This is a genomic window from Streptomyces flavalbus, from assembly GCF_042674625.1.
In the GTDB taxonomy this organism is placed as follows: Bacteria; Actinomycetota; Actinomycetes; order Streptomycetales; family Streptomycetaceae; genus Streptomyces; species Streptomyces flavalbus.
The window spans coordinates 3,697,421-3,711,116 of sequence record NZ_JBHTEB010000001.1 but is presented as its reverse complement, the minus strand read 5'-3'; the positions used below and the strand labels follow the sequence as shown (position 1 = coordinate 3,711,116).

12 protein-coding genes and 1 pseudogene are annotated in these 13,696 nt (G+C 73.6%); 5 read left to right on the top strand and 8 right to left on the bottom strand.

From position 1 onward, the window contains the following. Positions 1-144: 144 nt before the first annotated feature. Together ACFQZ6_RS16560 and ACFQZ6_RS16555 are read right to left on the bottom strand one after the other, a co-directional pair. Positions 145-1,119 (bottom strand): zinc-binding dehydrogenase, encoded by a 975-nt coding sequence (locus ACFQZ6_RS16560; RefSeq protein ID WP_381609530.1) that lies wholly within the window; start codon positions 1,117-1,119, stop codon positions 145-147. 112 nt (positions 1,120-1,231) lie between these two features. Next, positions 1,232-2,407, bottom strand: a complete 1,176-nt coding sequence (locus ACFQZ6_RS16555) for an NAD(P)-binding protein (protein WP_381609527.1) — start codon at positions 2,405-2,407, stop codon at positions 1,232-1,234. A 208-nt stretch (positions 2,408-2,615) separates the two neighbouring features. On the opposite strand from ACFQZ6_RS16555, the gene ACFQZ6_RS16550 reads away from it, so the two are divergent. After that, on the top strand, positions 2,616-3,287 hold the full coding sequence (locus ACFQZ6_RS16550) for a pentapeptide repeat-containing protein (protein ID WP_381609523.1): 672 nt from the start codon (positions 2,616-2,618) through the stop codon (positions 3,285-3,287). A gap of 28 nt (positions 3,288-3,315) precedes the next feature. On the opposite strand, the gene ACFQZ6_RS16545 is transcribed toward ACFQZ6_RS16550, so the two are convergent. Continuing rightward, complete coding sequence (locus ACFQZ6_RS16545; protein WP_381609520.1) at positions 3,316-3,816, bottom strand: hypothetical protein; 501 nt, start codon at positions 3,814-3,816, stop codon at positions 3,316-3,318. A gap of 129 nt (positions 3,817-3,945) precedes the next feature. Between ACFQZ6_RS16545 and ACFQZ6_RS16540 the strand changes: the two genes are divergently transcribed. Further along, complete coding sequence (locus ACFQZ6_RS16540) at positions 3,946-5,346, top strand: M1 family metallopeptidase (protein WP_381609517.1); 1,401 nt, start codon at positions 3,946-3,948, stop codon at positions 5,344-5,346. Between the two features lie 77 nt (positions 5,347-5,423). Here ACFQZ6_RS16540 and ACFQZ6_RS16535 read toward each other — a convergent pair whose 3' ends face one another. Next, positions 5,424-5,999 carry a TerD family protein gene (locus ACFQZ6_RS16535; protein WP_381609515.1) on the bottom strand — a complete coding sequence of 192 codons (576 nt, stop codon included), beginning with the start codon at positions 5,997-5,999 and terminating at the stop codon, positions 5,424-5,426. A 194-nt stretch (positions 6,000-6,193) separates the two neighbouring features. Between ACFQZ6_RS16535 and arfB the strand changes: the two genes are divergently transcribed. Continuing rightward, positions 6,194-6,631 (top strand): alternative ribosome rescue aminoacyl-tRNA hydrolase ArfB, encoded by a 438-nt coding sequence (gene arfB / locus ACFQZ6_RS16530; protein ID WP_381609512.1) that lies wholly within the window; start codon positions 6,194-6,196, stop codon positions 6,629-6,631. 88 nt (positions 6,632-6,719) lie between these two features. On the opposite strand, the gene ACFQZ6_RS16525 is transcribed toward arfB, so the two are convergent. After that, complete coding sequence (locus tag ACFQZ6_RS16525; protein ID WP_381618362.1) at positions 6,720-7,283, bottom strand: flavin reductase family protein; 564 nt, start codon at positions 7,281-7,283, stop codon at positions 6,720-6,722. Positions 7,284-7,713: 430 nt separating this feature from the next. On the opposite strand from ACFQZ6_RS16525, the gene cdgB reads away from it, so the two are divergent. Both cdgB and ACFQZ6_RS16515 read left to right on the top strand, forming a co-directional pair. After that, entirely contained in the window at positions 7,714-9,369 is a 1,656-nt protein-coding gene (gene cdgB, locus ACFQZ6_RS16520) for a diguanylate cyclase CdgB (RefSeq protein WP_381609509.1), read from the top strand. 118 nt (positions 9,370-9,487) lie between these two features. After that, positions 9,488-10,435, top strand: a complete 948-nt coding sequence (locus ACFQZ6_RS16515) for a CBM35 domain-containing protein (RefSeq protein ID WP_381609507.1) — start codon at positions 9,488-9,490, stop codon at positions 10,433-10,435. A 16-nt stretch (positions 10,436-10,451) separates the two neighbouring features. Here the strand turns inward: ACFQZ6_RS16515 and ACFQZ6_RS16510 are convergent, their stop codons facing one another. From ACFQZ6_RS16510 to ACFQZ6_RS16500, 3 genes and pseudogenes are all read right to left on the bottom strand, one after another. Beyond that, complete coding sequence (locus ACFQZ6_RS16510) at positions 10,452-11,381, bottom strand: 1-phosphofructokinase family hexose kinase (protein ID WP_381609504.1); 930 nt, start codon at positions 11,379-11,381, stop codon at positions 10,452-10,454. A gap of 101 nt (positions 11,382-11,482) precedes the next feature. Next, the gene (gene nagA / locus ACFQZ6_RS16505; RefSeq protein WP_381609501.1) at positions 11,483-12,658 is read right to left on the bottom strand and encodes an N-acetylglucosamine-6-phosphate deacetylase; all 1,176 of its coding nucleotides are present in this window, start codon (positions 12,656-12,658) and stop codon (positions 11,483-11,485) included. Continuing rightward, a pseudogene (locus ACFQZ6_RS16500) lies at positions 12,658-13,635 on the bottom strand (ROK family protein); the annotation flags it as partial. The gene nagA and the pseudogene ACFQZ6_RS16500, both read right to left, overlap by 1 nt. Positions 13,636-13,696 lie beyond the last annotated feature (61 nt).

Genomic DNA, 13,696 nt, shown 5'->3' with positions numbered 1-13,696 from the left:
ACCACGAATCGGGACGTGTCGCATCTGCGGGGGGCTGGTTGCCGCGAGGTTGGCCGCCGGGGGTCTGACTGCCGGGGGGGCTGGCTGCCGGGGGGCTGGCTGCCGCCGGGCTTCCTGGTCATGGCTCCCGCACCACCTCGCCGGTCACGGCTCCAGTACCACCTTGCCGGTCGTGCCGCGGGACTCCAGCGCGCGGTGCGCGGCGGCGGCCTCGGCGAGCGGGAAGCGCCGCACGGCCGGTACGAGGCGGCCCGCGGCGGCCTCGGCGAGCGCGCGCAGCTCCAGGGTGCGCACCGGGTTGTCGCCGCCCGCCTTCGCCAGCATCACCGGCCCGAGCACCTGCTCGGACACGCCCTCCACCAGGTACGGGACGGAGCCCTCCTTGATGCCCTGCGCCGACCAGCCGAAGACGATGTGCCTGCCGCCGGGCGCGAGCAGGCCGACGGCCGTGCGGGCGGTGTCGCCGCCCACGCCGTCGTAGACGATCGTCACCTTGCCGTCGTACGCGCCGACCCGCTCCGGCCACGCCGGGTCGCGGTAGTCGACGGCCAGGTCAGCGCCGTTGGCGGCGGCCATGGCCGTCTTCTCCGGGCCGCCCGCGAGGCCGATCACCGTGGCGCCCGCGTTCTTGGCGTACTGCACCAGCAGGGTGCCGATGCCCCCCGCGGCGGCCGGGACGAGGACCACGTCAGCGACCGGCTCGGCGAACTGCACGATCCCCATCGCCGTACGCCCCGTACCGATCATCGCGACCGCCGCCGCGGCGTCCAGGTTCGGCGGGATGTCGTGCAGGCGGGCGGCGTCGGTGACGGCGAGTTCGGCGTACCCGCCGGGGGCGAAACCGAGGTGGGCGACGACGCGCCTGCCGAGCCACGCCGGGTCGGTGCCCTCCCCGAGGGACTCGACGGTTCCGGCGACCTCGCGACCGGGGATGGTGGGCAGCGGGGTCGGGGCGGGGGCGGGGCCCTGCTGGCCCTCCCTGAGGGCGGTGTCCAGGAGGTGGACACCGGCCGCCGCTACGGCGATACGGACCTGGCCGGGACCCGGCCGGGGCGCCTCGACCTCCTCAAGGACGAGGTTCTCGGCGGGACCGAAGGCGTGGAGGCGGATGGCGTGCATGGGGTTCCCCTGGGCTGGTGAGGTCGGCGGGTGGGCCGGTGAGTGCCGGTGCGCCGGTGCGCTGATGTGCCCCGGCGTGCCGGTGGGTTCCTGGCTCTCACAGCCTTCAACCTCAAGCGTGCTTGAGGTCAAGCGGGATCTGGTCGCCGCGCCTGCCGAGGGCCAGGGAGACCGCCGTCAGGGCGCTGTTGAAGGAGACCTCGGAGAGCACGCCCGGCGCCGCCACCTGGTCCCCCGCGAGGTACACCCCGTCACCCCGGTCCACCGCGGGCCGGTCGCGCCAACTGGTGCCGGGCAGGTCGACGGCGCCGGTACGGCCCTCCGACGTCGCCTCGCTGCGCCAGGTGACGCGCTCCCGCCAGCCCTCGAACCCCAGGTCCAGCAGGTGCTCGGCGCGGGCGACACCGTCCGCGCGGGACTCGTGCTGGGCGATCGGGACCTGCCCCTGGATGAGCTGCTCCCCGGCCGGGGCGAGGGTGCGGTCCTGCGCCGTGAACCGCTCCAGCCAGCCCGGCGCGTCCAGGTCGGAGACGGCGAACGCGTCACCGCGCCGGGTGCGGACGGCGACGTCGACCAGCGCGGTACGGCCACTCGGCCAGGTCAGGCTGTCGTCGCGCAGCAGCCGCCGGGCGGCGTCCAGGGAGGTCGCCACGATGACCGGGCCCTGCCCCACCGGGACCGTGTCGACACGGGACAGGGTCTCCATGCGCACGCCCAGGTTCCAGGCGCGCGCCGCCATCCGGTCGATCATGGTCGCCCAGCCCCCGCGCGGGTAGTGCGCCTCCGGCGGCAGCTTGGTCGCCCGGCGCAGCCGCTCCTGCACGAACGCCGCCGACAACGCGCCCGGGTCGTGGTGGAACAGCGCCACCGCCGAGTAGTGGGCGGCGGCCCGCGCGGCCTCCTCACCGGCCTGTTCGGTCGCCCAGGTGAGGAAGTCGACGTCGACGGGGGCCTGACGGGCGGTGCGGCGCAGCAGCTTCAGCATCGAGAACGGCGGCGTGCGGCGCAGCACGCCCTTGTGCCGCAGCCGCAGCCGCGCGGCCTCCAGGGGCGGCAGCGGGGCCAGCGGGCCGATCAGGTCACGCCGGGAGAGCCAGGTCCAGTGCGGGCCGCCGCTGTAGAGGGCGTGCGGGCCCTCGTTGGTCCGGTAGGGGGCCTCGGCGGTCCGGGCCCGGCCGCCGAGGGTGTGGTGTGCCTCGTGGATGGTGACCTTGGCGCCCGCTTCGGCGGCGGTGATGGCCGCGGTGAGGCCGGCGAAGCCGCCGCCGATGACGGTGATGCGCAGCATGGCTGGACTCCCTCGGGTGGGCTCGTGCGTGCGTGGGGTCGTGCGTGCGTGGGCTCGTGCGTGCGTGGGGTCGTGCGTGCGGGGGGTCGTGCGTGCGGGGGGTCGTCATTACGACCCCTGAGGGGCACCCGAATGTGACATCGGCGCCGGAAAAAGGTTGTTTGTGCAGGTCAGCGGGATTGTCAGTGGTGGGGTGCAGCATGGGGGCATGGTGAGGCGAGGCGATGGACGACCGGTGGCACGGCGGCCCGAGGTACGGCTGGCGGGGCTGGAGCCGTGGAGAGGGGGCGGACTGGAACCGGATGGGGACTACGACGGGCTGGCGTTCGAGAACGCCGACCTCGGCGGGCAGGACGGCGGGGGCGCCCGCTTCATGGACTGCGCCCTGACCGGCTGCGTCCTGGACGAGACCCGGCTGCGGCGGGCCCGGATCCTGGACTCCCGCATCAGCGCCCCGCGCGGCGTCGGCACCGACCTCGCCGACACGACGCTGCGGGACGTGGAGGTGCTGGACGCCCGGCTGGGCGGGGCGCGGCTGCACGGTGCCGCGCTGGAGAGGGTCCTGGTGCGGGGCGGCAAGCTCGACTTCGTGAACCTGCGGGGCGCGCGGCTCAGGGACGTCGTCTTCGAGTCCTGCGTCCTCGTCGAACCGGACTTCGGGGGCGCGCGGTTGGAGCGGGTCGGGTTCGTCGACTGCGTGGTGCGGGGCGCGGACTTCAGCGCGGCCACCCTCCAGGACGTGGACCTGCGCGGCGCGGCCGAGCTGGGCATCGAACGGGGGGTGGAGCGGCTGGCCGGGGCGGTGATCAGCCCGGGGCAACTGGTGGAGCTGGCGCCGGTGCTGGCGGGGGCGTTGGGGATTCGGGTGGAGGGGGAGTGATAAGGGCTGAGGGGGAGTGAGGGGCCCGTCAGGGCAGTCGGGGGAAGCGGGCCTGGAGGGTCCAGATGGCCGGGTTCTCCGCGAGGTCCTCGTGCATGTCGCACAGGTCCGCGATCAGGTCGTGCAGGAAGTCCCGCGCCTCGTGGCGCAGTTCGGTGTGGGAGAAGGTGAGCGGGGGCTCCTCGCCCGGCATCCAGTCGGCCTCGACGTCCACCCAGCCGAAGCGGCGCTCGAAGAGCATCCGGTCCGTCGACTCGGTGAAGTCCAGCTCCGCCCGCTGCGGCCGGGAGGCGCGGGAGCCCAGCGGGTCCTGGTCCAGTCGCTCGACGATGTCACAGAGCGCCCACGCGAAGTCGAGCACCGGCACCCACCCCCAGGCTGTGGACAGCTCCCGGTCCGCCTTGGTGTCGGCGAGGTAGACGTCCCCGCAGAACAGGTCGTGCCGCAGCGCGTGGACGTCCGCACGGCGGTAGTCGGTCTGCGGGGGGTCGGGGAAGCGGGGGGAGAGGGCGTAGCCGATGTCGAGCACGGGCTGATCGTGTCACGGCTCGCCGCCCGCCCCGACGTGGGGCGTCGCCGGGTCGCGGGGAACCTCCCCTCCGCCCCTCCCGCCGCCCCATAGAGTCGACGAGTGCGCGCCGCCCCCCGCCCTTTGCTCATGCCCCTCGCCCTCGCCCTCACCGCCTGCGCCGGAGGCGGCGTGTCCGGTGCCCCCGGGGACGACGGCCTCGGTGACCCGTACTTCCCGAGGGCGGGCAACGGCGGGTACGACGTGCGCCACTACTCCCTCACCCTCGACTACACCCCCGCGACCCGGCACCTCACCGGCACGGCGGTCCTCACCGCCCGAGCGACGCGGGACCTCTCCGCGTTCCGGCTGGACCTGACGGGGCTGGACGTCGCGTCGGTCACCGTCGACCGGCGGGCGGCCCGCTGGAACCGCGCCGGGCAGGAGCTGACGGTCCGGCCGCGGGACGACCTCGACGCCGGGGACGTCTTCCGGGTGGCCGTCCGGTACGGGGGCACGCCGGTCACGGTCACCGACCCGGACGGCTCCGAGGAGGGCTGGCTGCCCACCGTGGACGGCGCCCTCGCGCTCGGTCAGCCGACGGGCTCGATGGCCTGGTTCCCGGGCAACCACCACCCCTCCGACAAGGCGTCGTACGACCTCACCGTGACCGTGCCGAAGGGGCTGTGGGCGGTCTCCAACGGTGAGTTGAGGGGCGAGCCGGTGACGCGCGGCGGCCGGACGACGACGTACGCCTGGCGGGTGGCCGAGCCCATGGCGAGTCATGCGGCGACGGTGGCGATCGGGCGGTACGACGTCCGGCGCACCACCACCGGGGGCGGACTGCCCGTCCTCACCGCCGTCGACCCGGAGCAGGCGGACGCGAGCCGTGCCGCCCTCGGCCGGATTGCCGAGGTGATCGCGTGGGGGGAGCGGAACTTCGGCCCGTACCCCTTCGCCTCCACCGGTGTGATCGTCGACCGGCCGGGGGACGCCGGGTACGCGCTGGAGACCCAGAACCGCCCCGTCTTCCCCGGCGCCCCGGACACCGCCCTGCTCGTCCATGAGCTGGCCCACCAGTGGTACGGCGACTCCGTCACCCCGCGGACCTGGCGGGACATGTGGCTCAGTGAGGGATTCGCCACCTACGCGGAGTGGCTGTGGCGGGAGGACCACGGCGGAACCACCGCCGAGGAGACCTTCACCGCGCTCTACGAAGGCGGCGGCGACGGGGAGGGTGACGAGGGCGATGGCGACGGGGGCGAGGACGACCTCTGGGCCTTCCCGCCCGCCGACCCGCCCGACGCCGCGCACATCTCGGGCCGTCCCGTCTACGACCGCGCCGCCATGGTCCTGCACCAGGTCCGCCGGGCCCTCGGCGACGACGCCGCCTTCCGCGCCCTGCTGCGCGACTGGGCCACGGAACACCGGCACGGCACCGCCGACACCGGGGACTTCACGGCCTGGGTGGAACGCCGGTCACCGGAGACGGACTTCGGCGGCGTCTGGCGGGACTGGCTGTACGGGGACGGGAAACCCGACGCCCAGTGAGGCGCCGGACGCCCCGAGGGAACGCCCGGGCCCCGGAACCGTGCGTTCCGGGGCCCGGCGACCTCATGCCGCTCAGGTCAGACGTTCACGCCGAAGTCCTGGGCGATACCGGCCAGGCCCGAGGCGTAGCCCTGGCCGACGGCGCGGAACTTCCACTCGGCGCCGTTGCGGTACAGCTCGCCGAAGACCATCGCCGTCTCCGTGGCCGCGTCCTCCGAGAGGTCGTAGCGGGCGATCTCGGCGCCGCCCGCCTGGTTGACGATGCGGATGTAGGCGTTGCGGACCTGGCCGAAGTTCTGCGAGCGGCTCTCGGCGTCGTAGATGGAGACCGGGAAGACGATCTTGTCGATGTCGGCCGGGAGGGCCGCCAGGTTGACGTTGATCGCCTCGTCGTCGCCCGCGCCCTCACCGGTGCGGTTGTCGCCGGTGTGGACGATGGTGTTGTCCGGGGTCTGCTTGTTGTTGAAGAAGACGAAGTGGGCGTCGGAGTAGACCTTGCCCTGGGTGTTGACCGCGATGGCGGAGGCGTCCAGGTCGAAGTCCGTGCCGGTCGTGGTGCGGACGTCCCAGCCGAGGCCCACGGTGACGGCGGTCAGGCCCGGAGCCTCCTTGGTGAGCGAGACGTTGCCACCCTTGGACAGGCTTACAGCCATGGTTTGGGAGTCCCTTCCCTCGGTTTTGTACGCGGTTGTACGGAGCCGTGATGTACGGCCATGAAGCTACAGCTACCCCTAAGAACGCCGCGCGGGGTGCCACAAGTTCCGGGTGTCTTTACTTTCTTTGCCGAATGGGCGGCCCGGACGCGTTCCCGATATTGGGGTGACGTGGACCGGACAGACCGGGGAACATGGTCGGCATGTCCGGTCCCTACGTCATCCGTGGCTCCGTCTCGCTCCCCGAGGCCGAGCTGATGTGGCGTTTCTCCCGGTCCTCCGGCCCCGGCGGACAGCATGTGAACACCACCGACACCCAGGTGGAGCTGCGCTTCGACCTGGCCCGCACCGAGGCGCTCCCCGAGGTCTGGAAGCGGCGCGCCCTGGAGAAGCTCTCCGGTCGGCTCGTCGACGGGGTCGTCACCGTGCGCGCCTCCGAGCACCGCTCGCAGTGGCGCAACCGTGAGGCGGCGGCCGTCCGGCTCGCCGCCCTCCTCGCCGAGGCCACCGCGCCCCCGCCGCGCCCGCGCAGGCCGACCCGCGTCCCGCGCGGGATCAACGAACGGCGGCTGCGGGAGAAGAAGCAGCGCGCCGAGACCAAGCGGGGCCGGTCCGGCCGGGACTGGACCTGACCCGCCCGACCCTCAGACCTTGGGCCCGCACGACGCTCAGCCCAGTTGGGCCCGCACGACGCTCAGCCCAGTTGGGCCCGCCCGACCCTCAGCCCAGTTGGCGGTAGCGCCCCTTGAAGTAGGTCAGCGGTCCGCCCTCCGCGCTCGGCACGCGCGCGGTGAGGACGCGGCCGATGACGAGGGTGTGGTCCCCCGCGCGGACGCGCTGCTCGGTGCGGCACTCCAGGGTGGCCAGCGCCCCGCCGACCAGCGGCGCGCCGGTGACCTCGCCGCGCACGTAGGGGATGTCCTCGAAGAGGAGCCGGTCGCTGATGCGGCCCTTCATGGCGAACCGGCCCGCGATGTGCCGCTGGCTCTCGGAGAGCACGGAGACCGCCCACTGGGGCTGTTCGGTGAGCAGGTCGTCCATGCGGGAGCCGTCGCGCAGGCTGACCAGGACCAGCGGCGGGTCGAGCGAGACGGACATGAAGGCGGTCGCGGTCATGCCGACGTCCTCGCCGCCCGGTGCCTGCGGGTCGTCGGGGTCCAGCGGCGGTTCCTGCGCGGTGACCAGCACCACGCCCGCGGCCAGCCGGGACAGTGCGGCCCGGAACTCGTCGTTGCTCACCCCTTCAGGATGCCCGGCGGTACGCGGCGGGGCGGGGACGGTCAGGGTGGTGGCGGTGGCGAGCGGGAGGCTTGTGGGGGGAGGGACTGCTGTGGGGAGAGGGTGGTTGGGCACGTCCCGCACGCTAGTCTCCGGTACGTGTGCCGCGCATCGGGCGGTGGTCCGAGGGGAGCCCTGGGCGGATGGTCCTAGGACCACTCGTCAGGACACCCCCGGGTCCGCGGGTCCGCCGGGGGGACGGACCGTGTCTTGATGTGGTGCCGACAAAGGATGAAACCCCACCCAATTACTCACGTTTCGCTGTGACTTGAGTCACAAGGGGCAGTAATTGTTGACCCTGTGTACCGAGTGGGCAGCGCGCTGTGATTCAGTGGCGGGGAAGCTGTAATGGCACCGTCCAGAATCCGGCGACCGGAAGCGGCGTCGAGAAGCCCTGGATTCTGTTTCACTGCGAGGTCTCGGGGGGAGGGCGAGCATGGAGACCGAGTCGGAACCGTACGTCCGCCTTGCGTCCCTGCGGCAGCTACACCAGGTCATGGCCGACATGAACGCGGCCCGCAGCCTGGCGGACACCCTGCAGACGGTCGCCGACGGCGTGGTCAGCGCCCTCGGCTACGAACTGGCCTGTGTGAACCTCGTCCGCCCGGACGGCGACCTCGTCGTCGCCGCCTTCTCCGGGAACCCCGCCGCCGAGGCCCTGATCACCGGCCGGGTCGGCTCCCGGGACTCCTGGGAGCGCCGCCTGCGGATGGGCGAGCAGTGGGGCAACCTGATCTTCATACCGCACACCGAGGGCTGGATCCTCGACGACGACGACGTCCCGCAGTGGTACACCGACGGCCCCGCCCCCCGCTTCGAGGACGAGTGGCACCCCTCCGACCGGCTCTTCGCGCCGATGTACGGCGGCTCCGGCGACGAACTGATCGGCGTGCTCTCCGTCGACCGGCCGCGCAACGGCCGCAGGCCCGGCGCCTGGGGGCGCGAGGCGCTCCAGATGTACGCCTTCCAGGCCGGGATCGCCATCAGCAACGCCCGCCTGCGCGCCAACATGCAGCGCGCCCTGGTCCGTCTGGAGCGCGAGCAGCAGGCGCTGCGGGCCAGCGAGGAGAGCTTCCGGCAGGCGTTCGAGTACGCGCCCTCCGGCATGGCCATCGCCGAAATGGGCGGCGACCAGCACGGCCGCATCCTGCGCACCAACGACGCGCTGTGCCGCCTCCTCGGCCGCCCCGCCTCCGCCATGCGCCGCTACTCGTTCTCCGACCTGGTCCACCCCGAGGACATCGGCACCCTGCTGCGCACCTCGGCCGAGGGCGGCCGGGCCGAGCTGCGCCTCGGCCGCCGGGACGGCAGCTACGTGTGGGTGTCGCTGCGCAACTCCGTCGTCGCGGACGCCGCCGACGGGCCGCGTTTCCTGCTCACCCACGTCGAGGACATAGAGGAGCGCAAGCGCCGCGAGCTGCAGCTCGCCCACCGCGCCTCCCACGACTCCCTCACCGGCCTGCCGAACTCCGCCGAGCTGCGCGCCCGGCTCTCCTCCCGGCTGTGCCAGCAGCGCCCGCAGCTCACCCACGGCGGCGCCCTGGAGCCCGTGCCCGTCGACGCGGCCTACGGCCACCCGGTGACGTACGAGAACGACTTCGGCTTCCGCGCCGACGGCACCGTCGGCGACGCCTACGACGGCTACGACCACCACGTCCACACCACCGCCCCCGAGGGGCAGCGGGACGACGGCGCCAAGGGGCTCGCGGTGCTCTTCTGCGACCTCGACGGCTTCAAGTCGATCAACGACAGGTTCGGGCACAACGCGGGCGACGCGGTCCTCATCGAGGTGGCCCGGCGGCTCAGCAACGGCGTGCGGGACGGCGACACGGTGGCCCGGCTCGGCGGTGACGAGTTCGTCATCCTCGCCGACGGCCTCGGCCGCGCCGACGCACAGGACCTCGCGGCCCGCCTCCGCACCGAGATCATCCAGCCGATCCGGGCCGAGGGCCGGGCCGTACGCGTCGGCGCCAGCTTCGGCATCGGGTGGGCGCACTGCGGCATGACCGCCGACGAGGTGCTGAAATCCGCTGACGAACGGATGTACGTCGAGAAACGGTCTCGTCCCAAACAGCACAGACGTGCGGGATGACACGCAGGTCAGCGCGGTGATGCGGTCCGAGTCACCCGTTTGGGTCAGCAAGAGCGGGTAGGCTCGCCATCCTCACCACACGTACCGCATCCGCCCCGCACCTGAGGAGTACGAAGGGATGACGCCCGGCAACAACGGCGCGAGCACGCCCGAGGACGACGACCCGTTCGGCTACCTCTACGCCGACGGTCAGGCCAACGGCGCCCAGCCGCCCTCCGGCGGCTACGGCTACCCGAACTCCGTCAGCAGGGTCCGAGCGGTCGGCGAGCGGCAGTACGGCCAGCAGCCGCCGCCCGGGGCGCCCGGTGGGCCGCCGCACCCGCAGCAGGCCGCCTACGGCCAGCCGAACACGCACTACGCCGCCCCGGAGACCTTCCCCGGCGGCAGCGCCCCCACGGCGCCGCAGCACCCCGTGCAGGGCGGCCGGAGCGGTGGCCGGGGCGGCCGGGGGCCGAACACCAAGGGCCTGCTGATCGGCGCGGTGGCCGTGGTCGCCGCCGTCGTCATCGGCATCAGCGTGGCCATGCTCGGCGGCGACGACACCGACGACGGCAAGACCGACGACCAGGCGGGGCCCACGCCCACCCAGACCGAGAGCGGCGAGCCGACGCCGTCGAGCAGCGCGGGCGAGGACGGCGAGGAGGTCGACCTCCCGGCGATCGACGCCAAGGCGCTCCGCCTCAGCGACGGCATGTCCACGGCCTCCGACATCCAGGGCGCCCAGGCCGACGGCGGCGTCTACGTCACCGGCTTCAACAAGGTCGGCGCGAAGGTCACGTGGACGGTCAACGGCATCGAGAAGGCGGGGAGCTACCGGCTCGACGTGCGCTACGGCATCCCCGGCACCGACGCCGACGCGACGCTCCTGGTCAACGGCAAGGACACCACCCGCCCGCTGAACATGAAGAACTTCGGCGGCACGCCCGAGGGCGACTGGGAGAAGGGCTGGCAGACCACCTGGGCCACGGTCAACCTCAACGAGGGCACCAACACCATCGAACTCGCCTGTAACGAGGGCAACAAGTGCGACGTGGTGTTCGACCAGTTCGCCATCACCGAGGGATGAGCCTGACCGGCGGCCGTCAGGCCGCCGTCGCGTCCGCCGTCACCGCCACGCGGTCCAGCAGCTCCTCGTAGGTCGGCCACTCGAACTCGCCCGCCGTCGCCGCGTGGACCGCCGCCGCCGACAGGGCCGTCGCCCGGGTGAGGCGTGCGGGCCAGGGGAGGTGTTCGGTCAGGGCCGAGAGGAGGCCCGCCACCGCCGCGTCACCCGCGCCGCTGGGGTTGCCCCGCAGGGGCGTGGGGAGGCTGGTGCGCCAGCGGCCCTCGGGCGTGAGGGCCAGCAGGCCGTCCGGGCCCAGGGAGGCGACCACCGCGCGGGCACCCCGGCGCCGGGCGTCCTGGGTGGCGCGCAGCGGGTCGTGGGAGCCGGTCAGCTCCGCCAGCTCGTCCGCGTTCGGCTTCACGATGTCGGGGCGGGCCGCGATCCCGCGGCGCAGCGGCTCCCCGCTGGTGTCCAGGAGCACGGGCACGTTCGCCGCGCGGGCCGTGCGGACCAGGCCCGCGTACGCCCCCACCGGCACCCCCGGCGGCAGGCTGCCGCACAGGGCCACCGCCGAGGCGGGGCGCAGCAGATCCTCGTACGCCTCCTGGAAGGCCCGCCACTCCGCCGGGCTGATCGTCGGGCCGGGCTCGTTGAGCTGGGTGGTGTCGCCGGAGCGTTCGTCGACGACGGCGACGGTGCGCCGGGTCGCCCCGGTGACGGGCACCAGGGCGTCGGTCACCCGGGGCGTGGCGGTGAGCCCGTCCCGCACGGTGCGGCCGGTGCCGCCGCCCGCGAAGCCCGTGACGGTCACCTCGTGGCCGAGGGCGGCCAGCACCCGCGCCACGTTGACGCCCTTGCCGCCGGGCCGCTCGACGACGTCGGTGACCCGGTGCGTGGTGTGCGGGCGCAGGGCGCGTACGTGGTACGTGATGTCGAGTGCGGTGTTCAGCGTGACCGTGAGGATCACCGGGGCCGACCTCCCCCCATCGCCTGCGCTTGCGGTGTGTCCCGGGGGCACGATCATGCCAAAGAGACGGCGGTCGGCCCACCCCCTCGACCTGCGGTTCCTCACCCCAGTCGCGGCTCCACGACCCACGCGCCACGCCGCATCACGCCCGTCACGTCGAAGGCGTCGTCGAGCAGCACGAGGTCGGCGTACCTGCCCGGCTCCAGGGAGCCGATGGTGTCCGACTGGCCGAGCAGTCGGGCCGGGTTGGCCGACAGGGCCGTCACCGCGTCCTCCACGGTCAGCCCGTCCACCGTCACCGCCCGCTTGAACGCGCGGTCCAGGGTCAGCGTCGAACCCGCGATCGAGCCGCCCTCCACGAGGCGCGCCACGCCGTCGGCGACCTCGACCTCCAGCGGGCCGAGCATGTAGCGGCCGTCGCCGAACCCGGCCGCGTCCATCGCGTCGGTGATGAACGCCACCCGGTCCGCGCCCGCGTGACGGAACGCCAGCTCCAGCGCGGCGGGGTGCAGATGGGTGCCGTCGTTGATCAGCTCGACGGTGACGCGCTCGTCCTGAAGCAGCGCCGCGATCGGGCCCGGCGCGCGGTGGCCGAGCGTCGGCATCGCGTTGAACAGGTGCGTCGCGACCGTGGCGCCCGCGTCGATCGCCTCGACGGTCTGCTCGTAGGTGGCGTCCGTGTGGCCCACGGCCGCGATCACGCCGTGTTCGGCGAGCAGGCGTACGGAGTCGATGCCGCCGGGCAGTTCGGTGGCGAGGGTGAACATCCTGGCCTGGCCGCGCGCCGCGTCCATCAGCTTGCGGACGTCCGCCGGGTCCGGGTCGCGCAGCAGCTCCTCCGCGTGCGCGCCCTTGCGGCACGGCGAGATGAACGGCCCCTCGAAGTGGATGCCCGCGATGTCGCCCTGCTCGGCCAGCTCCGAGAGCAGCCCGGCGCGCTGGGCGAGGAAGTCCATGTCGCCGGTGACGGTGGAGGCGACCAGCGTCGTCGTGCCGTGCAGGCGGTGGGTGTGGATGCCGGTGAGGACCTCCTCGACCGTGCCGGAGGTGAAGGAGGCGCCACCGCCGCCGTGGTTGTGGATGTCGACGAAGCCGGGCACGAGCCAGTGCCCCGACACGTCGATGACCCGCGCGTGCTCCGGTGCCCGCGCGGCGATGCGGGTGCCGTCGACGACCACCTGGCCGTCGCTGACCGTGCCGGTGGGCAGGACGACGCGGGCGCCGGACAGGACGAGGGGGGCCGTCACGGCGGTCGTGGACTGCGGGGCGGTTGCCATCAGGCCGTTGCCTCCTTGAAGGTGGTCGAGTCGAGGAGGTCCCAGGCCAGGAGCCCGGCACCGAGGCAGCCAGCGGTGTCCCCCAGCGCGGCGGGGACGATCGACGGCAGCTTCTGGAAGGTGACGCGCTCTCGCACCGCGTCCCGCAGGGGTGTGAACAAGGTTTCCCCCGCCTCGGCGAGCCCGCCACCGATGATCAGGGTGCGGGGGTCCAGGAGGGTGAGCGCGGTGACCAGGCCGTCGGCGAGGGCGTCCACCGCCCGCTGCCAGACCGCGCGTGCGGCCGGGTCACCCGCGGCCACCGCGCGGGCGCAGGCCGCGGCGTCGTCCGCACTCGCGCCGGTCGCCTCGGCCCACGCCTCGGAGACCGCCGCCGCGGACGCGTACCGCTCCAGGCAGCCGCGCTGGCCGCACGGGCAGGGGGTGCCCCGCGGTCGTACGACGATGTGGCCGATCTCGCCCGCGAAGCCGTGCGCGCCCGCCTCCACCCGGCCGTCCAGGCCGATCGCGCCCGCGATGCCGGTGCCCAGCGCCACGAACAGGAACCGGTCCGCGCCCCGGCCCGCGCCGACCCGGCCCTCGGCGAGGCCGCCGGTGCGGACGTCGTGGCCGAGGGCGACCGGGATGCCGCCGAGGCGGTCGGCGAGCAGGTCGCGCAGGGGGACGTCGCGCCAGCCGAGGTTGGCGGAGTAGGCGGCGACGCCGCGCGCCTCGTCGACGATGCCGGGGACGGCGACGCCCGCGGCGGTGGCCGGGGCGCCGTGGTGCGTCGCGCCGTGGGCGCGCAGCTCGGCGGCGAAGTCGAGGATGCCCTCGACGACGGCGTCCGGGCCGTGCTCGCGGCCGGTCGGGCGGCGGGCCTGGTGAAGCAGGGTGCCGTCCGGGCCGACGAGGGCGGCCTTCATGCCGGTGCCGCCCACATCGAGGGCGATGACGTGTCTCACGGGGACAGTCTGGCCCTTACACCCTGAAGAGGTCTAGTCCACTTACGTGGTGTAGACCTTGTTCTCTGGTTTTCGAGAGGTGTAGACCTTGTTT

Bases quoted from the DNA above. Each gene is read 5' to 3' on its own strand.
- ACFQZ6_RS16515 (WP_381609507.1), top strand. From the start codon at position 9,488: ATGACGCCCGGCAACAACGGCGCGAGCACGCCCGAGGACGACGACCCG.
- nagA (WP_381609501.1), bottom strand. From the start codon at position 12,658: ATGGCAACCGCCCCGCAGTCCACGACCGCCGTGACGGCCCCCCTCGTC.
- cdgB (WP_381609509.1), top strand. From the start codon at position 7,714: ATGGAGACCGAGTCGGAACCGTACGTCCGCCTTGCGTCCCTGCGGCAG.
- ACFQZ6_RS16555 (WP_381609527.1), bottom strand. From the start codon at position 2,407: ATGCTGCGCATCACCGTCATCGGCGGCGGCTTCGCCGGCCTCACCGCG.
- ACFQZ6_RS16540 (WP_381609517.1), top strand. From the start codon at position 3,946: ATGCCCCTCGCCCTCGCCCTCACCGCCTGCGCCGGAGGCGGCGTGTCC.
- ACFQZ6_RS16535 (WP_381609515.1), bottom strand. From the start codon at position 5,999: ATGGCTGTAAGCCTGTCCAAGGGTGGCAACGTCTCGCTCACCAAGGAG.
- ACFQZ6_RS16550 (WP_381609523.1), top strand. From the start codon at position 2,616: ATGGTGAGGCGAGGCGATGGACGACCGGTGGCACGGCGGCCCGAGGTA.
- ACFQZ6_RS16560 (WP_381609530.1), bottom strand. From the start codon at position 1,119: ATGCACGCCATCCGCCTCCACGCCTTCGGTCCCGCCGAGAACCTCGTC.
- arfB (WP_381609512.1), top strand. From the start codon at position 6,194: ATGGTCGGCATGTCCGGTCCCTACGTCATCCGTGGCTCCGTCTCGCTC.